The sequence below is a fragment of the Vibrio sp. 10N.261.55.F4 genome (assembly GCF_041470465.1).
GTDB classification, from domain to species: Bacteria; Pseudomonadota; Gammaproteobacteria; order Enterobacterales; family Vibrionaceae; genus Vibrio; species Vibrio crassostreae_C.
The window spans coordinates 60,663-82,316 of the sequence record NZ_JBFRMM010000042.1; the positions used below are offsets into that span (position 1 = coordinate 60,663).

General features: G+C 44.9%; 14 protein-coding genes. 9 read left to right on the forward strand and 5 right to left on the reverse strand.

Annotated elements, in window-relative coordinates:
- Positions 1-69 precede the first annotated feature (69 nt).
- A complete protein-coding gene (xseA, locus tag AB4249_RS19500) occupies positions 70-1,416 on the reverse strand; it encodes an exodeoxyribonuclease VII large subunit (protein ID WP_065584650.1) in 1,347 nt (448 codons plus the stop codon).
- Positions 1,417-1,660: 244 nt separating this feature from the next.
- Here xseA and guaB point away from each other — a divergent pair, with 244 nt between their 5' ends.
- The 5 genes from guaB (at position 1,661) to AB4249_RS19525 (ending at position 10,030) form a co-directional block, all read left to right on the forward strand.
- Positions 1,661-3,124, forward strand: a complete 1,464-nt coding sequence (gene guaB, locus AB4249_RS19505) for an IMP dehydrogenase (RefSeq protein ID WP_017062496.1) — start codon at positions 1,661-1,663, stop codon at positions 3,122-3,124.
- Positions 3,125-3,489: 365 nt separating this feature from the next.
- Positions 3,490-5,043: a glutamine-hydrolyzing GMP synthase gene (guaA, locus tag AB4249_RS19510; protein ID WP_017066418.1), complete on the forward strand. Its 1,554-nt coding sequence runs from the start codon at positions 3,490-3,492 to the stop codon at positions 5,041-5,043.
- Between the two features lie 325 nt (positions 5,044-5,368).
- Positions 5,369-7,081 (forward strand): chitinase, encoded by a 1,713-nt coding sequence (locus AB4249_RS19515; protein WP_102333725.1) that lies wholly within the window; start codon positions 5,369-5,371, stop codon positions 7,079-7,081.
- A gap of 273 nt (positions 7,082-7,354) precedes the next feature.
- Positions 7,355-8,905 (forward strand): Na+/H+ antiporter NhaC family protein, encoded by a 1,551-nt coding sequence (locus tag AB4249_RS19520; protein WP_065584648.1) that lies wholly within the window; start codon positions 7,355-7,357, stop codon positions 8,903-8,905.
- 531 nt (positions 8,906-9,436) lie between these two features.
- Entirely contained in the window at positions 9,437-10,030 is a 594-nt protein-coding gene (locus tag AB4249_RS19525) for an acetate uptake transporter (RefSeq protein ID WP_010440610.1), read from the forward strand.
- 145 nt (positions 10,031-10,175) lie between these two features.
- Here AB4249_RS19525 and AB4249_RS19530 read toward each other — a convergent pair whose 3' ends face one another.
- From AB4249_RS19530 to AB4249_RS19545, 4 genes are all read right to left on the reverse strand, one after another.
- Positions 10,176-11,723 carry a sodium:alanine symporter family protein gene (locus tag AB4249_RS19530; RefSeq protein WP_048669206.1) on the reverse strand — a complete coding sequence of 516 codons (1,548 nt, stop codon included), beginning with the start codon at positions 11,721-11,723 and terminating at the stop codon, positions 10,176-10,178.
- 460 nt (positions 11,724-12,183) lie between these two features.
- Positions 12,184-13,554 carry an MBL fold metallo-hydrolase gene (locus AB4249_RS19535; protein WP_372104487.1) on the reverse strand — a complete coding sequence of 457 codons (1,371 nt, stop codon included), beginning with the start codon at positions 13,552-13,554 and terminating at the stop codon, positions 12,184-12,186.
- A 147-nt stretch (positions 13,555-13,701) separates the two neighbouring features.
- Entirely contained in the window at positions 13,702-14,469 is a 768-nt protein-coding gene (locus AB4249_RS19540; RefSeq protein WP_102333729.1) for a 1-acylglycerol-3-phosphate O-acyltransferase, read from the reverse strand.
- 196 nt (positions 14,470-14,665) lie between these two features.
- A complete protein-coding gene (locus AB4249_RS19545; protein ID WP_065584646.1) occupies positions 14,666-15,604 on the reverse strand; it encodes a hypothetical protein in 939 nt (312 codons plus the stop codon).
- A gap of 271 nt (positions 15,605-15,875) precedes the next feature.
- On the opposite strand from AB4249_RS19545, the gene AB4249_RS19550 reads away from it, so the two are divergent.
- The 4 genes from AB4249_RS19550 (at position 15,876) to AB4249_RS19565 (ending at position 21,471) form a co-directional block, all read left to right on the forward strand.
- Complete coding sequence (locus AB4249_RS19550; RefSeq protein WP_372104490.1) at positions 15,876-17,588, forward strand: class I SAM-dependent methyltransferase; 1,713 nt, start codon at positions 15,876-15,878, stop codon at positions 17,586-17,588.
- 58 nt (positions 17,589-17,646) lie between these two features.
- Positions 17,647-18,375 (forward strand): DUF429 domain-containing protein, encoded by a 729-nt coding sequence (locus tag AB4249_RS19555; RefSeq protein WP_372104493.1) that lies wholly within the window; start codon positions 17,647-17,649, stop codon positions 18,373-18,375.
- 99 nt (positions 18,376-18,474) lie between these two features.
- A complete protein-coding gene (locus tag AB4249_RS19560) occupies positions 18,475-19,284 on the forward strand; it encodes a M15 family metallopeptidase (RefSeq protein WP_372104495.1) in 810 nt (269 codons plus the stop codon).
- Between the two features lie 306 nt (positions 19,285-19,590).
- Positions 19,591-21,471, forward strand: coding sequence for an ATP-dependent zinc protease (locus AB4249_RS19565; protein WP_371725588.1), 1,881 nt, complete (start codon positions 19,591-19,593; stop codon positions 21,469-21,471).
- Positions 21,472-21,654 lie beyond the last annotated feature (183 nt).

The window sequence follows — 21,654 nt, forward strand, 5'->3', positions numbered from 1 at the left end:
AAGCGTTAGATACTAAAAAGCCCTGTCGATTATCGATAGGGCTTTCTGGTTTGAAACGTTAGGTCGAACTTAAAGCTCGCTCTTAGTCACTCTTGTGGTCACTTGCGACTCAATCACACCGTCTTCAACTTGAGTGGTGATCACTTCACCGACTTCGACATCGTTAATCGATGATACCGTCTTGCTCGATTCTGAATGAGTAATGCTGTAGCCACGCTTTAGGGTTGCCAGTGGACTAACGGTCTCTAACTTCTCTGCAGCCATAGCGAGCTGGTGGCGAGTGGTTAGTAATGTCTTGTCCATTGCATCCAATAGCTTTTGCTCTGAACGTTGCAGATGCAGTTTCTGTTCGCCAAGGCGTTTCACTGGCGAGTTCAATTGAAGCTGGTGCTGTTTACGTTCAACACGCTGTGCATGCTGTTTTAGGTATTGAGTCATACCACGACGCAAACGCATATCTAGGTCATCAAGCTGCTGACTCTGCTTTTGAAGTTGGTAGCTAGGGTGTTGCTTCTCTAAGCGGTATTTCAACGTTTGAGTTGATTGCGCCTGTTTGATTAACACATGACGAATCGCACTGACTAAGCGAGCACGTTTAGACGCGAAAGCTTGTTCTTTATGACTGTTATCACGGCTAACCAATTCTGCGGCAGCTGATGGCGTTGGGGCACGCATATCGGCAACGAAATCAGCGATAGTGACATCCACTTCGTGGCCAACGGCGCTGATAATCGGGATTTGGCTTGCTGCGATTGTGCGAGCTACGATCTCGTTATTGAAGCACCATAGGTCTTCCAGTGAGCCGCCACCACGGCCGACGATTAACACATCACATTCATTGCGTTCGTTAGCGCGTCCAATCGCTTGGGCAATCTGAATCGCCGCCTCTTCGCCTTGAACCATGGTCGGGTAAACCACAACCGGTAGCGAAGGATCGCGCCTTTTTAGTACATCAAGAATATCAAACAGCGCTGCACCGGTTTTAGATGTGATAACGCCAACACGTTTTGGGTGTTCAGGAAGAGCTTGCTTACTTGATTGAGCAAACAGTCCTTCTGCGGCAAGGTTCATCTTCAGCTTTTCAAATTCTTGCTGAAGTTTACCGTCACCCTCTGGCTGCATGCTTTCGATGATCAGTTGGTAGTCACCGCGTGGCTCGTAAAGAGATAGGCGAGCTTTGACTAAAACTTGATTGCCGTTCTGAGGCTTAAAGGTCACACGGCGGTTATTGCCACGAAACATGGCGCATTTAACTTGAGCGCGAGAGTCTTTTAGCGTGAGGTACCAGTGACCAGAGACAGGTGCAGAGAAGTTTGAGATTTCACCAACGAGCCAGACTATTCCCATTTCGTTTTCTAATAGGAGACGAACCTCTGAGTTGAGGCGAGAAACAGTAAAGATGTTTGGATTAGTCATAGAAGCACTATCTTTCCTTGAAGGAAGGTCTTTCTTGGAATCTCACAGGGCGTGAGTATGGAAGATAGCGGCAATATAATACATAGCAAGGGGGTAAATGCAAATTAAAAATACAAAAATGTGTAGCCAAGCGATTTCGCCGTGCGTATAATCCGTCTGCAATATCAAATCCAAATCACTTTATTATGCGAAACGATAAAGTTGGGTTTACTCCTTTTAACACCTTTGTTGTGAGATATTGCAAATGCTACGAATCGCAAAAGAAGCTTTAACTTTTGATGACGTTTTACTCGTCCCAGCACACTCAACCGTTCTTCCGAACACAGCTGATCTTCGCACTCAGTTAACGAAAAACATTTCTTTAAACATCCCAATGATCTCTGCATCGATGGATACTGTTACGGAAGCACGCCTAGCAATTGCCCTTGCGCAAGAAGGTGGTATTGGCTTTATTCATAAGAATATGTCAATCGAGCAGCAAGCTGAAATGGTTCGCCAGGTTAAAATTTACGAAGCTGGTGTGGTTTCTCACCCAGTAACTGTAAGCCCTGACGCGACAATCGCTGATGTTGTAGCCCTTACTCAAAAACACGGCTTCGCCGGTTTCCCTGTTGTTACTGAAACAAACGAATTGGTTGGTATCATTACTGGCCGTGACGTTCGCTTTGTTACTGACCTTTCTAAGAAAGTTGATGTAGTAATGACGCCTAAAGCTCGCCTTGCTTCTGTTAAAGAAGGTGCAACTCGTGAAGAAGTTCAAGAGAAAATGCACGAAGCGCGTGTTGAAAAAGTTCTTGTTGTAAATGATGACTTCCAACTGACTGGAATGATCACTGCAAAAGATTTCCACAAAGCAGAACGTAAACCAAACGCATGTAAAGATGAGCGCGGCAGCCTACGTGTAGGTGCAGCTGTTGGTGCTGGTGCTGGTAACGAAGAGCGTGTTGCTGCTCTAGTTGAAGCTGGCGTAGACGTTCTACTTATCGACTCTTCACACGGTCACTCTGAAGGCGTACTTAACCGTATCCGCGAAACTCGCGCTGCATACCCTGATCTACAAATCATCGGTGGTAACGTAGCAACTGGTGCTGGCGCACGTGCTCTTATCGAAGCGGGTGTTAGTGCAGTTAAAGTTGGTATCGGCCCAGGTTCAATCTGTACGACTCGTATCGTTACTGGTGTTGGTGTTCCTCAAGTAACAGCAATCGCAGACGCAGCGGAAGTTGCAAACGAATACGGTATTCCAGTAATCGCAGATGGCGGTATCCGCTTCTCTGGCGATATCTGTAAAGCTATCGTTGCTGGCGCATCTTGTGTGATGGTTGGTTCAATGTTCGCTGGTACTGAAGAAGCACCGGGTGAAGTTATCCTTTACAACGGTCGTTCTTACAAGTCTTACCGTGGTATGGGTTCTCTTGGCGCTATGTCTCAAGGCTCTTCTGACCGTTACTTCCAATCTGACAACGCTGCAGACAAGCTTGTTCCAGAAGGTATTGAAGGTCGTATCGCATACAAAGGTCGTCTAAAAGAGATCGTTCACCAACAGATGGGCGGTCTACGCTCAAGCATGGGCCTAACGGGTTCTGCAACTGTTGAAGACATGCGTACTAAAGCTGAGTTTGTTCGTATCTCTGGTGCGGGCATGAAAGAATCTCACGTACACGATGTTCAAATCACGAAAGAAGCACCTAACTACCGTTTAGGTTAATAATACGTCCAAACGTTTGAATAATGTGCTGATTTAGTCGGCACATTAATATACCAATCGTAGTAAATAACTGGTCATCCTAGCTTGTTAAAAACCTCGATAACTTCGTTAGAATTTTTGATTGTAGAATAACTACTTATCAGAAAATCCTGCCTCGTTCTCAGGCTTTTTTCCTACGCTATTCCTGAACACTTACTTACTGTGATTGGTATTATATCTACCGCCTGTTTTGTTAAAAGTCCGATTTTCTCAAAACACGTGGTTAAAGATATCTAACGAAAACGTTTGCTTTATTTCTTGAAGAGTTAATCAGAGGTGAGTAAACTCGCCTCCGTTTTATCACATAGCCAATAAGACTGCTTACAATGACTAAAAATATTCATGACCAACGTATTCTAATTCTGGACTTCGGTTCTCAATACACACAGCTAGTAGCTCGTCGTATTCGTGAGATCGGTGTTTACTGTGAACTTTGGAGCTGGGACGTAGAAGAAGCGGATATTCGTGAATTCAATCCAGACGGTATCATCCTATCTGGTGGCCCTGAAAGTGTAACGGAAGAGAACTCTCCACGTGCACCTCAGTACGTATTTGATTCAGGTGTTCCTGTATTCGGTATCTGCTACGGCATGCAAACTATGGCTGAGCAACTTGGCGGTAAAGTAGCAACGTCTACTGAACGCGAGTTCGGCTACGCTGCTGTACAAGTAACTGGTGAATCTGCACTTTTCGCTGACCTTGAGTCTACTCAAGATGTTTGGATGAGCCACGGCGACAAAGTAGTTGAGATTCCAGCTGATTTCACAAAGATCGCTGAAACAGACACTTGCCCATACGCTGCAATGGCAAACGAAGAGAAGAAGTACTTCGGTGTTCAATTCCACCCAGAAGTAACACACACTAAAAACGGCCTGAAAATGCTTGAGAACTTCGTTCTTAACGTATGTGGTTGTGAAGGTCTGTGGACTTCAGCTTCAATCATTGAAGATGCAGTTGCACGTATTAAAGAACAAGTAGGTGACGACGAAGTTATCCTTGGTCTTTCTGGTGGTGTTGATTCATCTGTAGTTGCGATGCTTGCTCACCGCGCTATCGGCGACAAACTAACATGTGTATTTGTTGATAACGGCCTTCTTCGTTTAAACGAAGGTGAGCAGGTTATGGAGATGTTCGGCAACAAGTTTGGCCTAAACATCATCAAAGTAGATGCTGAGCAACGTTTCCTTGATGCTCTTGAAGGCGAAGCTGAACCAGAAGCTAAGCGTAAGATCATTGGTCACGTATTCGTAGATATCTTCGATGAAGAGTCTAAGAAACTGAAGAATGCTAAATGGCTTGCTCAGGGTACTATCTACCCAGACGTAATCGAGTCTGCTGCATCTAAGACAGGTAAAGCACACGTAATCAAATCTCACCACAACGTTGGTGGTCTTCCTGATGATATGGAAATGGGCCTTGTTGAGCCTCTACGTGAGCTGTTTAAAGATGAAGTACGTAAGATCGGTCTAGAGCTTGGTCTTCCATACAACATGCTTTACCGCCACCCATTCCCGGGTCCAGGTCTAGGTGTTCGTGTACTTGGCGAAGTGAAGAAAGAGTACTGTGATCTACTGCGTCGCGCAGATGCGATCTTCATTGAAGAGCTTCACGCTGCTGACCTTTACCACAAAGTATCTCAAGCATTCACGGTATTCCTACCAGTACGTTCAGTTGGCGTAATGGGCGATGGCCGTAAGTACGATTGGGTTGTATCTCTACGTGCCGTAGAAACTATCGACTTCATGACTGCTCACTGGGCACACCTGCCATACGACTTCCTAGGTAAGGTTTCTAACCGTATTATCAACGAAGTTAACGGCATTTCACGTGTTGTTTACGATATTTCTGGTAAGCCACCAGCAACTATCGAGTGGGAATAATCTCTTAGAGATTTAACCAGCTTTGATTAAGATCTTAAGCCTCGAACTCAGTTCGGGGCTTTTTTCGTTGTCGATTCATTATATTGATTCATTACATTAAAGGCTTATGAGCAATACCTCGAAATCAAATGAACAATACCTAGAAACCAAATGAGTTGGAAACTAGATATCAGCTCAAGAAACCATGAGACGCTTTGTTGTGCTGAGCCATGTATCAAAAAGATCACTCGCACTTTTTATAAATTCACACAGCTACAGCTAGGCCATTTAACATGTGAAGCATACTCTTTGATGGACTTATTAAGGACAGATAAGAGAATCCATCATGTTAAAAATCAAATATTTGGCGACAGTACTGGGCTGCACATTAGCAGCGCAAAGTCATGCGTCTTTGAACATTCAACCTGATCCGCAAAATCCGAATGGTTACCTTGTTGAAAAGTCGGCTCTACAAGCTGCTGAACAAGCGAAAACATCCGATCCTATGTATGCGATCTGGTCACAGGCCCTTCAAACTCGCCCGAACACCATCGTTGAAGCGATTGAACCCGGTTCACCTTCGAATCCTGAAAACGTAAAGCGTGTAGAGCGCGTGTTCCCTCAATCTGAATGGGACTTCCTCACTCAAATGGCAGCGCCAGAATACACCTACACTCGCTTCTTACGTGCGATCGGTAAATTCCCAGCGTTCTGTGGAGAGTACACAGATGGCCGTGACTCAGACGCCATCTGTAAGAAATCCATCATCACGGCCTTTGCTCACTTTTCACAAGAGACGGGTGGGCACATCGCGATAGGCAACACCTCTGATAATCCATTAGCTCTAGAAGAGTGGCAGCAAGCGCTGGTGCATGTTCGCGAAATGGGTTGGTCTGAAGGCCAAGAAGGTTACACCACAGGTTGTGGTCAGAATGATTGGCAGAATGCCCGTTGGCCATGTGCTGCGGGGCAGGGTTACTTCGGACGTGGTGCTAAACAGCTTTCTTACCATTTTAATTACGGCGCGTTCTCTGAAGTGATGTTCGATGGCGATGCGACGGTGCTTCTCAACAATCCGGGCTTAGTGGCGGATTCTTGGTTGAACTTAGCGTCTGCTATCTGGTTCTTTTTAACACCACAAGCGCCTAAACCGGCAATGCTGCATGTAATTGACCGAACATGGACACCATCTCAACGTGAATTGGATGCGGGTATTGGCTATGGCTTTGGTACCACAATCAACGTGATCAATGGTGGTATTGAATGTGGCGAGCAGAACAAAGACAAAGGCCAACCCGTTAACCGTATTCGTTACTGGGAAGGGTTAGCCGCGCACTATGAAATTCCTGTAGAAGCCGATGAAGCCAATACATGTTGGCAGCAAACGCCTTACGGAAGCTTGAATCTCAACGGAGCAACGGATGTGTTGTACACCAACTGGGATGGTAACTGGAAATACTACGCAGACCGCCCAGAAGGGTATTCATTTGAGTGTGAGCTAGTGGGCTTTCAAACGGCTTATTCCGCACTGGTGGCTGGTGATTACGAGAAGTGTGTGACCAACTTCTATGGTTCTCATGCGAGTTGGCCTGAAGTGAAAGTTGTCGATAAGCTGGATCCGGTAGATCCTGGTACTGATCCGGGTGGTAATGGTTGGAGTGCGACCAAGGTTTACAACGCGGGTGACCAAGTGACGCATAACGGCGCAACCTATGAAGCGAAATGGTGGACACAAGGGGATGACCCTGCCAATGGTGGCCCTTGGAAACTAGTAGCGGGCGAGCCAACACCACCAGTTGTGACAGATCCAACGCCTGTTGATCCTGCCCCTGTCGATCCAGAACCAGTAGACCCTGCACCCGTTGAACCACCTGTGACAGAACCGCCAGTGGTTGTCGATCCATCTGAATTTATTACGTGGCAAGCCGGTGTTAGCCAAGTGAGTAATGGCGACAAAGTGACGCATAACGGCAAGTGCTTCGTGGCTAAAAACGGCCCGGGCGTATGGGAAAGCCCAGTTCAATCGAATTGGTTCTGGGATGAAATTAGTTGTAATTGATCGTCTGAATACTGAAAAGCGGTCTAACCGACGAGTTCAGTAGTACGACCATAATGATATAAATAATCAAAAGCCGAAAGTGTCTACTTTCGGCTTTTTTTCGTTTCGAACTTGGCTATTTAAGCAGGGTGATTGGTCTATCTGGCTATGTTGAAGCGCATTTAAAGACTAATTATCCAGTTAGAGGATAAAGTTCTGTACAAATGATGCTTGTGAATTTATATTCAAATTTAATTTATATTTATTCTCTTATTTTAGGGTTAAGGTGTACCTATGGAACAGACAGATATCACGTCACTCATCCCCATTGTGATTACTTTGGTGTTGTCATTGGCGACAAGGAATGTGGTGATAGGCCTTTTTGCTGGTGTGCTGAGTGGTGTTGCAATGCTGACTGGCATGTTTAGCGAACTTAACCCGCTTGATACGTTTGGTACCATGGTGAAAGGTTACCTAGTCCCTCAACTTACCGACAGCTATAACGCTGGTGTGATCATGCTGTTGGTATTCATCGGTGGCTTTGTCGCATTGATGGAAAAGTCCGGTGGTGGCGTCGCGTTTGCAAAGCGAGTGACTCAGTGGGTAAGCAATAAATGCCAAGCTCAATTGTCAGCATGGTTGGGTGGAATCGTTATATTTTTCTCAGACTTAGGCACCCCTTTAATTGTTGGCCCTGTTTTTCGTCCCCTTTTCGATAAACTGAAACTTTCTAGACAGAAGCTAGCATTCATCATTGATTCAACCTCGTCGCCCGTTGCTATTCTTATCCCTTTCATTGGGTGGGGCGTGTATATCATGAGCCTTATTCAGAAAGAGTTCACGGCGTTGAATGTCAACATGTCCGATTGGGATGCGTTCATCGGTGCGATTCCTTTTCAGTTCTACGCATTCCTCGCGATTTTCATCGTTCCGCTCGTGTCCGTTAAAGGTTTAGATTTTGGGCCAATGGCAAAAGCTGAGCGTGATTGCCAGGCGGGAATTAACTCTGGCGTGAATAACGAATCACTAAATCCGTTCTCGCATAAAAATGCAAAGGCATCTTTTGTCTGGGCACCATTGTTAGTGATGCTGGTGGTGTTGTGTGCCATGCTGGTACCACAAGGTTTCCCGTTCCAAAAGGTCGCAGGTTCATCATTTAGAGCGGCGTTATCATCGGCTTATTTCTTTGCGGCGATTACATTAATTTCGTTAATGGCTTACTACGGTGTAAGAAAGTTGTCTGATGGTGTTTCTGTGTACTTAAAAGGCATGGGAAACATGATGCCAGTCGCGATCATCTTGGTATTGGCTTGGGCATTAAGCACCGTTGGTAAAGAGTTGGGTGCGGCAGCTTATATTGCTGAGCAAGCACAGAGCGGCTTTCCATATTGGTTAGTACCTGCGGTCGCGTTTTTATTATCGGCTATCATTTCATTCGCAACGGGATCGTCGTGGGGAACCTTCGCGATAATGATGCCATTGGTTATTCCAACCGCGATTGCGATAGATGCTCCCCTTCTCGTCGCAATTGGCGCTGTGTTGTCTGGTGGCTTGTTTGGTGACCATTGCTCACCGATTTCTGAAACCACGATTCTTTCTTCAACCGGGGCAGGGTGTGATCAGTTTGAACACTTTAAGACGCAGCTTCCTTACGCATTGATGAACGGCTCTATTGCTCTGATTAGTTTTGTAGTCGCAGGCTTTACGGGAAGTGCATTGGTTGTGTTAGGCGCTCTTGTTGCTCAGTTGATTGTCGTGACGTTGTTAGCCAAGCGCGATGCGAGTAAAAACGCTTCTTCAGACGTTCAATCTCAAGTGTCTGAGTCTAAAGCTCAACAAGCATAATTTAAGATAACAGGTGAGTGAGTAGATACGGGATGCGAGTAAACGAGTAACGAAAAGCTCGCCATCTGTTGCCTACGTTTGCTATTAAGGGGGCGCTTACTCAAATCTAAAGACTCTTTTCGCATCCCCATCTCGTTTATCGTACCTAAAAAAAACTCGTCATTCCCCACAGTAAGTAACGAACGTGACAGAGGGCTCTTGTGTGCCGCAAGTGCTCATATCGAAGAGTAGATTCCAGATATCCCGTCCCTCGATTCTAGAGTGACGTAGCACCAGGCTTTGTCTCATTGCCTCAACACTTACCTCACTCGTCATTCCTTACAGTGAGGAACGAACGTGATAGGGAATCTGTTTATTGATAGTTTCGGTGAATTGAATAGGTTCATTATGAAACCTATTTTCCATAAGATCATTTGTACAATCTTAGTTTTCGATAACTGGATTACCTAGTTGTACGGTTTATAGATTAAAATTTTCTGATAGTTTTTATCGCTTTTTTTTAATCAACCACTTTAATAAGGTAAATTCGTAATGTCGACCAAACTAGCTAACCCAGCGCCACTAGGCTTAATGGGTTTCGGTATGACCACCATTCTTCTTAATATCCACAACGCAGGTTTCTTCCCAATCGATTCTATGATTCTTGCAATGGGTATTTTTTACGGTGGTTTGAGCCAAGTTATCGTGGGCACTATGTGTTTCAAACGTGGTGACACGTTCGGTACAACTGCGTTTACTTCTTACGGCCTATTCTGGTTGTCTTTGGTTGGTTTAATCGTGATGCCTTACATGGGCCTACCTGCAAGCCCTGCAGCATTCATGGGTTGGTACCTACTACTATGGGGCATCTTCACAGGCTTCATGTTCATCGGCTCTCTATGCTACCCAGTGGCGAAGCAAGTAGTATTCGGTTCACTAACTATCTTGTTCTTCCTACTTGCAGCTCGTGATTTCACTGGCAGCGAACTAATCGGCACTATCGCTGGTTTTGAAGGTATCTTCTGTGGCGCTTCAGCTATCTACTTTGCAATGGCACAAGTAATCAACAACGAATACGGCCGCACAGTACTGCCTATCGGTGAGAAGAAAGCGCCTCAAATGGCAACACAAGAAATCGCTGCTTAATACTCTAACTCGGGAACAGTTAGTTTGTTATAAGCCATTTATTGGTTATGAATAAAACAAAAGGGGTTAGCCGAAATAGCTAACCCCTTTTTTATGCGTTATTAATAGCACTATTTGTTAAAGCGATCTATTTGCTAAGGAAAGCTTAAGCTGAAGGTTGCTCTACAGGTTTAGTGTCTGCAGCTTCTGCTTCTGGAGACTTGCCTGTTTTACGCTTGTACTTCTCTTCCCAGTAAGTTGCACCTTTAATGCCTAGTTTTACAGGGTTGAATGTGTACTCAGTTACGCCTTGTTTCTGCTGTTCTTCGTAGTCAGCTAGAGCTTTAAGCGCAGGCTTAGACATGAAGAAGATGATCAGAATACCAACGATGTTTAACCATGCCATCAAGCCAACACCAACATCACCCATTGCCCATGCAAGGTTCGCTGTTTTAACTGTGCCATAGAAAACGGCAGTGATAAGAACAAGCTTAAGTACGAACATCATGCCAGGGATCTTGATGGTACGACGTAGGTAAGCAATATTCGTTTCTGCGATGTAGTAGTAAGCAAGAATCGTTGTAAATGCGAAGAAGAACAGAGCAAATGCGATGAATGGCTTACCAATGCCTGGTAGTGCACTTTCAATAGCAAGCTGTGTAAATACAGGACCATTCGCACCAACGTTTGCTGCTAGGTTCTGAACAAGGAATACACCCTCAGCACCGCCGTGAACGTTGTAAGCACCAGTGATGATGATCATGAACGCTGTAGCTGAACATACTAGAAGTGTATCGATGTAGATAGAGAATGCTTGTACTAAACCTTGCTGAGCTGGGTGATCAACACTTGCAGCAGCTGCCGCGTGAGGACCAGTACCTTGACCTGCTTCGTTTGAGTAAACACCACGCTTAACACCCCAACCAATTGCAGCACCGAAGCCTGCCATAGGTGTGAATGCATCACCAACAATCATTGCGAAAACAGTTGGCACTTGGCTGATGTTTAGCAGAATGATAACGAACGCGATGATGATGTAAGCCAATGCCATGAAAGGAACAACGATCTGTGTGAAGTTCGCAATACGTTTAACACCACCAAAGATGATGAAAGCAAGGATGATAGCAACAACAGTACCGGTGAAAATTTTAGCGAAACTGAATGTACCGACAGCTGTTTCAATCATGTCACCTGAACCAAATGCAGCTTCTACAGCATTACCAATACTGTTTGACTGAACACCTGGAAGCAAAATACCACATGCAAAAATAGTCGCGATTGCGAAGATCCATGCGTACCACTTCTGACCCATTGCTTTTTCAATGTAGTAAGCCGGACCACCACGGAACTGGCCTTCGTCTTCTTCTTTGTAGATTTGCGCTAGCGTAGATTCTGCATAAGCAGTCGCGGCGCCAAAGAAGGCTACAACCCACATCCAGAATACTGCACCTGGGCCACCGAAACCGATAGCGGCAGCAACACCAGCAATGTTACCTGTACCTACACGGCCAGATAGCGAAACGGCTAGAGCTTGGAAAGACGAGATGCCTTTTGATGAGCTTTTACCCGATAGTAGCAAGCGCCACATTTCAAAGAAGTGACGGATTTGAACAAATCGAGTCATGATGGAGTAGAACAAACCTGCACCTAAACATAGGTAGATAAGTACTGGGCTCCAGATTATTCCATTCAAAAAATCAACGAATGACTGCATGAGTATTTTCCCTGTTAGTTTTGCTTATGATTGTTTTTCGAACAACACAATACTTCACTTGTAACCCGAGTGTTAAATTATTTAACTGCCTATTAGGATTACTGTGACATAAAGCATGTTACAGGGGGTGTTTGTTAACGATTAGTGCTAATTTGATAATCGTTCCATTAAAATTGATATGCAATTAGTTGTTTTTAGTGTCGGTTTGTAAAGTGAATAAATAGTGATTAATACAAATTTTCGAAACTCACAATATGTGTCAGAAGGGAAAAATGAGAGGAAACGTTGTTCAGTACTAATGACTGTTAACACATTACGACGGTAAAGATGCAAGAATATATCACCGATATAGTGAAATTAGGCAGGTTTAAGGGGAGGTATTATTTAAAATATCAGTAGTGATTTTTAGAACTTTCCGTAAGGATTACCGCAATCAGAAATCGTGAATTAATCGCCTGTTTTAAACGACTGTAAATCCTTTTCCAACCAAAGCTTGAGCGAACTCAGACTGAGTATTTGGCTCGCCGTGAATCAAATGCACCTCTTTCGGTGGAGTCGCGATGCCGTCTATAAATTGGTAAAGATCCTCTTTATCAGCATGGGCAGAATAGCCAGACATGCCATGAATTTGAGCATTAACCTCAACGTCTTTGTTATCAATAGAAACCTGCATTTCGCCTTGTTGCAGCTCTCGTCCGAGCGTCCCGTGCGCTTGATAGCTCGCTAAAATTACATCGGTTCGTTTATCGGGAAGCAAGGCAGATAAGTAGTTCATTATCCTGCCACCCTGACACATCCCAGAAGCTGCGACCACAATCGCAGGTTCACCTGTCGACTTGAGGCGATTCACGATTTTCTTGTGCATTCTATGTCCATCGACGGTAATGCACTGCTCAAAAGCGAGTGGGTGGCGTTCCAGTTCAAGACGCTGCTTTGCTTCTTGTCCCCACAACTCTTTAAAGCGTCGGTATGAACGTGTCACTTTCTGAGCCATCGGAGAATCGAGAATAATAGGAATATCGCTACTGAGTTGATGCTCAAAGATCAGGTGCTCGATATCAAACAGCAGTTCCTGAGTTCTGCCGATACTGAAGGCCGGAATTAGAATAACGCCACCGTCGAGCAGTGAACGATCAATGATTGCTTTGAGACGCTCAGCTCGCGTAGCAATATCATCATGTGTACTGGTGCCATAAGTGGATTCGATAAACAGATAGTCGGCTTGTCGTGGTGGCTTAGGATCGGGCAGTAGTGGTGTGTTACTTGGGCCTAAATCGCCAGAGAAGACTACCACCTCTTGGTTGGGTAACTTAATCTCGATATAGGCAGAACCTAAGATGTGCCCCGCAGGTTGAAAGCGAGCATACAGAGTATTTGGCCTATCATGATCCTTTCCGTTGTTTTGCTGTTTAGACGTGATTGTAAACCATTCCCCGTAAGGCTTGGGAGCAATTAACGAATGAATCTTTTTGAGTATCAGCTTCGACTGTTTATTGCTGAGTCCTTGCAGCTTTAAGCCATCCTCAATCATTAAAGGGGCAAGTTCAGCGGTGGCTTGCGTGCAATAAATCGGTTGGTTAAACCCACTGGCGAGTAACCAAGGTAATCGGCCAATATGATCAATGTGAGTATGGGTCAGCAGCAGAGCGTTGAGGCGGGAAGTTTCAAATTCAATATCAAGAGGGCGAGTGTCCGCACCTTGAAGCTTTTTACCTTGAAGATCTAAACCTTGAAAAAGGCCACAATCGATGAGCACCGCTTGGCCTGAATCTCTTAGCTCGTGACAAGATCCTGTGACAGTATGTTTGCCACCATGGTGAATCACTTCCATCGTTTGCTCCCATTGCTCTATAAAGCCGTTAACGCCTGTTTTTATTTTGCGGATAAGCGCCAGCAAGTAAAACAAGAACAATGAGAGTTGCGATCGTTGAGTGTCTTTTTAAGTAACTGAGCGATGACTCAGTGGTTTCGTTGCGAGTTAGTTTGTAGAAGAACGATCTGAATCCAACTCTGTTTTTTGCTGCGCCTCTAAACGAGCCACTTCGGCATCAAGCTCTGCTATTTTCTCTGCCATGAGTGCGTGACAGCGATTGGCCAGCTCTCTTGCGTCGCTAAGCTTGTATCCGGATACATCGATAGGTTCCAGCATCTCGGTGATCACAATGCCATTATTGGCTCGATTCAAGTCGATCTTATTGTGCGTGGTGCTGGTACACATCGGGGTGATAGGCACACCAGCTTCGATTGCCATTCGGAAAGCGCCCGTTTTGAATGGCAATAGTCCACGCCCTTTACTACGGGTTCCTTCCGGGTAAACCCAAACAGACAGATCTCTCTGATGAATCGCTTCCGCCACTTGCTTGATGGTATCGCGTGCTTTGGACTTATCTTCGCGGTTAATCATGATGTTACCGGTGATCCAATACAGCAGGCCAAAGAAAGGCACGTACAACAAATCGCGTTTGCCCAATGAAACAGTGCGTGGTCTTAGCATTCCTGGATCGGTCACAAAATCCAATATGCTTTGGTGGTTAGAGATGTAGACGCTGTTTTCTGGTGTCGGGGCATTGTCTAGGCCGCGTTGCACCAGTTTTACACCGATGATCTTTTGGAGTTGGTTGAACCAACGACAGAAAACGTACACATGCTTGGGGTTCTTGGGGCTAAACAAGCAGTAAACAAAAGCACATAGAGTGGTGAAAATAATAAACACCGTAGCCAAAATAATACGAAGAACAGCAAGCACAATTCACTCCTTACTCACCGCAGATGGCAGTGATTAAATAGTTTTAGATGCTTGAAGTTTTCACTCTATTTAACCGAATTGCAACAATTAACTGTTATAGGGTTCTGTTTTTAGATCTTTATATAAAACAAGGACTAACAATGGGTGTTTGACACGATTATCGAGCTTACACGTGTTCACCAGTAGCGAGGCATGTTCACCAATACTGTTTATTTGGATCCAACTCTTCTACCCATTCAGGATCTTGACGCGACTCTAAATAGAGTTGTAGGCCGTTATAGGACATGAAAGCTGCAGGGCCGCCGAGGTGCTCGAAATAGTCAAAATACTCATCTTCGAGAGCACAAAGGTGGGCTAAATCTTTAACCTTGTTAGCCAGCGCCCACTGAATGGCAAATACAGGCGCTATTGAGCCTGAAATATTCACCTCTTCGACGTTTGGGTTAAACATTGAATTAGCTTGCTCAAGCAGTATCTCTTCTTGTTCAGACTCTTGTTGTAGTACCTCTTCGACGATCTCCGAGCGCTTGGTATTAGAGACATTCTTGTTCAGCTTGGTGATTCGCAGTGCGTAGCTAAATCGGTCTGATGAAACGATGTCGACAAGCTGCGACAACAGCTCTTTGTCTACGCCTGCTGCCTTGGTGAAATAGTCGATACATGAATTGATTGAGGCATAACGAGTACCGTCAAACTCAAAGCCACTGGTTTCGTCGTATACCTCAAGTGGGATGTCATCAACCGACAAAGGCCAGCCTTTATAATCGACGCGTTGTTTGGCGATTTGATACATCTTCCAAGCGCTGCGCCCAAACCCACCGAGCGTCGAACCCGAGAAATCAGAATCAATAAGCTCTTGCTCCGTCCAGTTCTCACCGATGCCAAGGTGCTTAGCGTACTTGTCTATCAGAGTGTGTTTTATCTGATCGCGCACAGACCAAATTGAGGTCAGATTCTTTGAATAGTTAATTCTCGCACACTCATTACAAGCCGGCAGTGCGATCGGTGAATGGCCAATCTTGGCAACTGCCTGCGCTGTCTTAGGAAATTCAACAAGGTTACTGGAAGGCTCACCACAAAACCAACAGGTGTGGCGCAGATTGAATGGGGTATCTATGTGCGAGTATGTGTTCATTAGTTTTCTATCGGTTTGGTGCTTGAGGCGAGTTAATCATCTTCAAACAATTATCTCTGTTCGCACGTCAGCTTGCACCTTGTTTGTTTTTGTTTTTCTGACGAGATCAATTCGAGGTGTGACTCGCCTGATGAACTCATTAGGTGGATATTGATATAAAACAGTCACTAACGATAAATATTGCTCGGTGTGGCTGAACTTGCATGAGCTGCTAGCAATCGCCTAAGCTCCCCATTACTATTGAGATAGACTCCTTACTCCAATAGCGCATATGTCCTCATCGATTCCTTTTTACGATAAAAATGCTCACACACTTTGCCAGCAGTACAACTCAGTGACCTTCGAGAGGGTGCATAAAAGCTGGCAAGCTTATTGGCCTTTAGTGGGCGATAAAGTACTCGATGTCGGTGCTGGATGCGGTCGTGATGCGCTATGGATGCACAAGGCCGGATCTGATGTTATTGCGATAGAACCAAGTGCTTCATTACGCGAACAAGGCTCGAAATATACAGGCCCAAGTGTTACCTGGATTGATGATTCACTTCCCTCGCTTAGCCGCACTGAAAACCTCGGAATGCGTTTTGACTTGATATTGGTCAGTGCGGTTTGGATGCATCTCGCTCCGTCTCATCGAGAGCGCGCATTTAGAAAGTTGTCTAACTTGCTAGCTCCAAATGGCAAGTTGGTGATCACTCTGCGTCATGGGGAGTTTCAAGACAGTCGACAAGGCTATGAAGTCTCGGTTGAAGAGCTCGAGCGTTTATCAAAAAACAGCGCCTTGTTGGTTCGTCATGTTGATGATAGCCAAGATACATTGAACCGCAGTGAGGTGTGGTGGCAAACCGTGGTGATGACACTACCAGACGATGGCTCCGGTGACTTGAACAAGGTGCGCCACATTATTGTGAATGACAACAAGTCGGCCACATACAAGTTGGCTTTGTTGAGAACTCTACTGAGAATTGCTGATGCGCATTCAGGCGCTGTGATTGATCGAACTGATGGGAAAATTTCTCTACCAGTGGGCTTGGTTGCTCTGTATTGGGTTAGGCAGTTTAAGCGACTGATTGATATCGACATAGAAGGCGCTGGGATTCAGCAAAATAGCAACACAACGAAGGGACTTGGGTTTGTAAAAGAGGATGGTTGGAATAAACTCAAACACTTAAGTGCTGATGATCTAGCGATAGGCGCTATGTTTCTCGGCGATGAAGCTAAGGCTCTACAAAAGCTATTTTCACAAACGATCAGTACCATTAAATCAGGACCTGTGACTTTCATTTATCAAGGCTCGAAAGACAACCGACTATTCGATATATACCCACCTCACAAACGACGGAAGAGCCGAGAATCACTGGTCATTGATAGTGAGTTCTTAGAAAGTTTTGGTTATTTTACTCTCGATGAAAGCCTGTGGGAGTGCTTTAGAATCTACCACTCGTGGATTGAACCGCTGGTGGTGAATCAATGGGTCATGGAGATGCAGCGTTTCGAGTTGAACCGACAGCGAAGCATTTCACTACAGACTTATCACGACTGCTTGGTATGGATCGATCAAAACCATGATACTCGCGATGTGCGTAAACGTGTCGAGCAACTTAGATCTGATCGTGCCGACATTGTCAGCGTGTGGAGTGGAAAATCATTAAAAAATGAGTATCACGTTGATCACTGTTTGCCTTTCGCTTACTGGCCAAACAACGATAAGTGGAACCTCTTTCCTACTACAAGCAAAGAGAACTTAAGTAAAAGTGATAAAGTTCCTACGGCTGAAAAGCTGCGCTCGTCTAAGTCGAGGATTCTAGAGTGGTGGCAACTCGCTTGGAACGATTCGGCTCATTTTGAACAACAATTCTTTTCAGAAGCCGCGCTTTCGTTACCTAACATCCCTGCGCAGTGTCGAGACTTTGAAGAGGTGTTCGATGCAATGGGCTTGCAGGTACGTGGTGTAAAAAGCAGACTGCTGATTAGTGAGTGGCACTGATCATTAAGTGGGCTAGTTATCCCAAATAACCCTCAACAAACTAATCATCGAGAACATAATGAAATACATCGGAATTGATGGCTGCAAGTCGGGTTGGATCGCTTGGATTGTCTCTGACAATGAGATACCTGCGTTTAAAGTGGTAAACACCCTCGATGAGCTAGCGAGTGATCTTATCGGTTCAACGGCGCTTATCGACATGCCTATTGGCTTTAGCGATTCGCTTACTCCAGATAGATTATGCGATAAAGCGGCAAGACGTTTTCTAACCAGCAAGCGTGGTTCTTCCGTGTTTCCTGTTCCGTGCCGTGAGGCGGTTTACCAAACTGATTACATTGCGGCGTGCAGTGCCAATGTGGATCAGCTTGATAAGAAGTTTTCTAAACAGACTTGGGGAATAGTGCCCAAGATCCGTGAGCTTGATGAGCTCATTGAATCTCACCCCAGTCTTTCTATCAGGGAATCACATCCTGAGGTGGTGTTTGCAGCTTTGAAAGGTGAACCGCTAGCGTTTTCAAAACGAACTCAAGAAGGCAAAGAGGAACGGCTTTCTATTATTCAGCAACTCGCCCCTCAATGGTGTGAAGGCTTGTCGTTGGCCATTTCAAATACTAAACGCAAAGACGTCGCGATAGACGATATTTACGATGCGTTCGTACTTATGTTGGTTGCCTATTACGCTTCGCAATTATCGACCTTACCAGAGCCTTCTGATGTTGGTGGAGAAGCGGATGTCGACCAGAACGGACGAGTTCGAGAGATTGTCTATTGGGACAAAACGCGCTAACAAAGCGTACGCTCAACTTGGCTTAATATGTTATTTTCTAACTTATGCTATTTTCCAACTTCTGCTACTTTTCACTCTTACTATTTTTGAGTCTTTGATATGAAACGTTTTATTGTCGGCTGGCTGGCCACTGTGCTCAGTGCTGCGAGTTATGCCCAAGTTGCCCCTATATCTCAATGGCAATGCGACATGATGAAAAAGAACAATGTCTTGAGTAGTGGTGCGCCTGTTGGTTGTGAGCGACTATCCAAAGTGGATTTCGACTTCATTAATTTCAAAGGGGAAACGCAACAGGGCAATATGATCGTGCTTGATGTGGTTGCACTTGCTGTTGAACAAATCTTTTCAGAGCTTAAACAGCGCAATTTTCCTCTTCATTCTGCTCGCTTAATGCGTGAATTCAGAGGTGACGATAACGCCTCAATGGACGCGAACAACAGCAGTGCGTTTAACGCTCGTCCTATTACTGGCGGAGGAGGTTGGTCGAAACATGCCTATGGTGTGGCAATCGACATCAACCCAGTTCAAAACCCTTTCTTAGAGTTTAATAGCAACGGAAGAATCACGGTAAAGCCTTCACAATCTGCGACAAGTTATGTGAACCGTACTCGCTTTCGTGCGCGTGATGAAATAGAACGTAGCGGCATGGCTGAAGATGTGGTGGAGCTGTTTGCCCATCACGGATTTATGATCTGGGGAGGGGATTGGAATAGCCCAATCGATACCCAACATTTTGAGGTCGGCTCAAGAAAATTCGTTAACCAACTGCTTTCTAAACCACAACCTGAAGCCAAAGTGTTATTTGAGCGCTACGTCGAATCTTATCGACAATGTTTTAATCAAAATAAAGGCGAGGACGCAGAAAAAGCTCGAGCTATCTGCGCAAAGAAAACAGTCGGGACTTTTTAGTGCTATGTTTATCTAGAACCGTTTGTGTTTTAGCAAGTTAAACTCGCTTCAGGTGTGTTTTGAATAGCTAAGGTCAGCGCCCGTCGTTGGCTTTTTTTTGTATTCATTTCTTCAATAGAACACCGAGCATTGAAAAGGTTATTGGGTATCCATTAGTCAATAATCGATAAGCGAATGCAGCGCAAAGTCATCGGTTTGTCATTTAAAAACTCATAGCGTTAACGTTATGTGAGAACCATTGCTGGTGGGGGAACTCTTCGCGCAAACGCCAGTATTATTAGTGAACTGATCACAACGGACCAACTAATGAAAAAGATACCTTTGGCTCTAACTCTTTTAAGCACTCTACTTTTTTCACAATACACTTTGGCTACTGACACTTCACCTACCACTCAAAATCCCACTTACGAACTCGATGGTAAGTCGGTATTAGGTCGCACTGAGAACGTGTACCTATCTAGCGTTCAAGGGCTAAAAGACGTTCCTTTCATTGGTAAAATTGATACCGGTGCGGAAACCACTTCTATGCATGCTGAAGACATTCATGTGAAGAGCTCTAATCCCGATTACCAAAATCTCAAAGACCAAGAGTTGATGGCGGCGTTAACCGAAGACCTGTTGAACAATTCCGATGTTGATTACGATGATTGGGATGGCAGTACCTTTGCGAAATATGAGGCTGTGGTGTCTTTTAAGGTTCAAAACCCACGCACGGGAGACATGGTATTAATCGAAGCGCCTTTAGAGCGTGTCAGCATGATACGTAGCCGCACCAGCAGCACGCCTTTACTTCGTCCTACCGTAAAAATGTCGCTTACCATTGCAGACCAAGAATTAAAAACAGACGTTAACCTGACGGACAGAAGTCACTTCTCTGCGCCAGTGCTGATCGGCAAAACCTTTCTTGCTGACAACGCCTTAGTGTTTGCTGGTTACGACTATTTGCAAGAGCAGGAAAACGCGACGGTTGTTGGCCGTAAAGAGGTGGTGTCTATCTCCGGAATGGCGATGAATGCGACCTTCTCTTTAAAGAACCGCTACAGTATTTTGCATGCTAAAGACATCGACATAGACAAAAAGAACAGTGAAGTGACGTTTGATATGTTCGATAACGACGGCAAACAAAAAGAGATGACATTGCCGTTGGTTCGTATGTTAAGCGTGAGCGGTAAGAAGAGACCTTTAGTCTATGTGCCAGTTCAACTCGATGAAAACACAACTAAAGACGTTCTGGTGTACCTACGTGAGCGCTCGAGTAGTGAGTCGCAGTTGAGATTTGGAACCAGCACAGCCAGTGAGCTCTTCATGATTGATACCAATGCAGAAAATATTCTTTCTGAAGGTTCAGAGAGCTTTAGCGATGTGGCGGAGGCTGGTGAGCCTTTAATTATCTCACCAGAAGAAGACATTACGATTGATAACTTCCCGCTTAAGGCCGTGGCTTCTTTCACTGTCAATACACCTTTGCTGAAGGTCGACAGTTTTGAAATGACAGGTAAAGGCAAAGATGCTTCCGTTGAATTTTATCTTACGGATGTAAATGGTGAGAAGCAGAAGGTGACCAAGCCAATTATTAAGAAGCTTAAAGTCGGGGATGATACTCGCCCTGTTGTAAGTGGTGAGTTTGCGGTGTCTGGAAAAGTGCGTACGCAAGAGTTCGCCATCGACGTGCTCAATACAAATGAGAAAGAAGCGTACTTTATTTTAGGCAAGAAGATGGCAAAAGAGGGCGTTTACGTTAATACGCGTTCTGATTACCTTCTGAAAGCCGAACCACTGTTTAAAGTTGGGCATATTGAAGTAGTAGAAGTGAACGGCATGAAGTTCCCGGCCAAGCTCGACACTGGTGCGGATGTAAGCTCAATGAACGCAGTCAACATCAAACGATTTAAGAAAGATGGCCAAGACATGGTGAGCTTTACCTATCAAAACAACCAAGGCGATAAGCAAGATTTCACCAAGCCAGTGATTGATGTAATGCGTATCAAAGCCAAGAAAGGCGAGAAGGTGAACATTCGCCCTGTGGTAGAAATGAAGGTTAAGCTCGGAGACCTAGAGAAAGAGGTGAGGGTAAACCTTCAAGACCGTTCTCGCTTCGAATACAGCATGATCCTAGGTAAGAACTTCTTGAAGCACGGCGCAGTAGTGAGCAGCGATGAAGATTACTTGTTAGGTGATATGGAGTAACCCCTAAACTTATCTAAGTTCGTATCAGAACAGCTCTAAACGGCCACATATTTCAGCAATGGGATGTGTGGTTTTTTATTGAGTGTCTGGTTTTACTATTGATGTGCTAATGGTAACTCATTGTTAATAATGTGATTTTTCATATTATGGCAAGTAAAATAAAGATAAAAAAAGGTTCATCGC

What these genes read in the sequence shown, in the direction of transcription:
- AB4249_RS19555 (WP_372104493.1), top strand. Translation starts at nt 17,647, where the DNA reads ATGAAATACATCGGAATTGATGGCTGCAAGTCGGGTTGGATCGCTTGG.
- AB4249_RS19560 (WP_372104495.1), top strand. Translation starts at nt 18,475, where the DNA reads ATGAAACGTTTTATTGTCGGCTGGCTGGCCACTGTGCTCAGTGCTGCG.
- AB4249_RS19545 (WP_065584646.1), bottom strand. Translation starts at nt 15,604, where the DNA reads ATGAACACATACTCGCACATAGATACCCCATTCAATCTGCGCCACACC.
- AB4249_RS19535 (WP_372104487.1), bottom strand. Translation starts at nt 13,554, where the DNA reads ATGGAAGTGATTCACCATGGTGGCAAACATACTGTCACAGGATCTTGT.
- AB4249_RS19520 (WP_065584648.1), top strand. Translation starts at nt 7,355, where the DNA reads ATGGAACAGACAGATATCACGTCACTCATCCCCATTGTGATTACTTTG.
- AB4249_RS19525 (WP_010440610.1), top strand. Translation starts at nt 9,437, where the DNA reads ATGTCGACCAAACTAGCTAACCCAGCGCCACTAGGCTTAATGGGTTTC.
- AB4249_RS19515 (WP_102333725.1), top strand. Translation starts at nt 5,369, where the DNA reads ATGTTAAAAATCAAATATTTGGCGACAGTACTGGGCTGCACATTAGCA.
- guaA (WP_017066418.1), top strand. Translation starts at nt 3,490, where the DNA reads ATGACTAAAAATATTCATGACCAACGTATTCTAATTCTGGACTTCGGT.
- xseA (WP_065584650.1), bottom strand. Translation starts at nt 1,416, where the DNA reads ATGACTAATCCAAACATCTTTACTGTTTCTCGCCTCAACTCAGAGGTT.
- guaB (WP_017062496.1), top strand. Translation starts at nt 1,661, where the DNA reads ATGCTACGAATCGCAAAAGAAGCTTTAACTTTTGATGACGTTTTACTC.
- AB4249_RS19550 (WP_372104490.1), top strand. Translation starts at nt 15,876, where the DNA reads ATGTCCTCATCGATTCCTTTTTACGATAAAAATGCTCACACACTTTGC.
- AB4249_RS19530 (WP_048669206.1), bottom strand. Translation starts at nt 11,723, where the DNA reads ATGCAGTCATTCGTTGATTTTTTGAATGGAATAATCTGGAGCCCAGTA.
- AB4249_RS19565 (WP_371725588.1), top strand. Translation starts at nt 19,591, where the DNA reads ATGAAAAAGATACCTTTGGCTCTAACTCTTTTAAGCACTCTACTTTTT.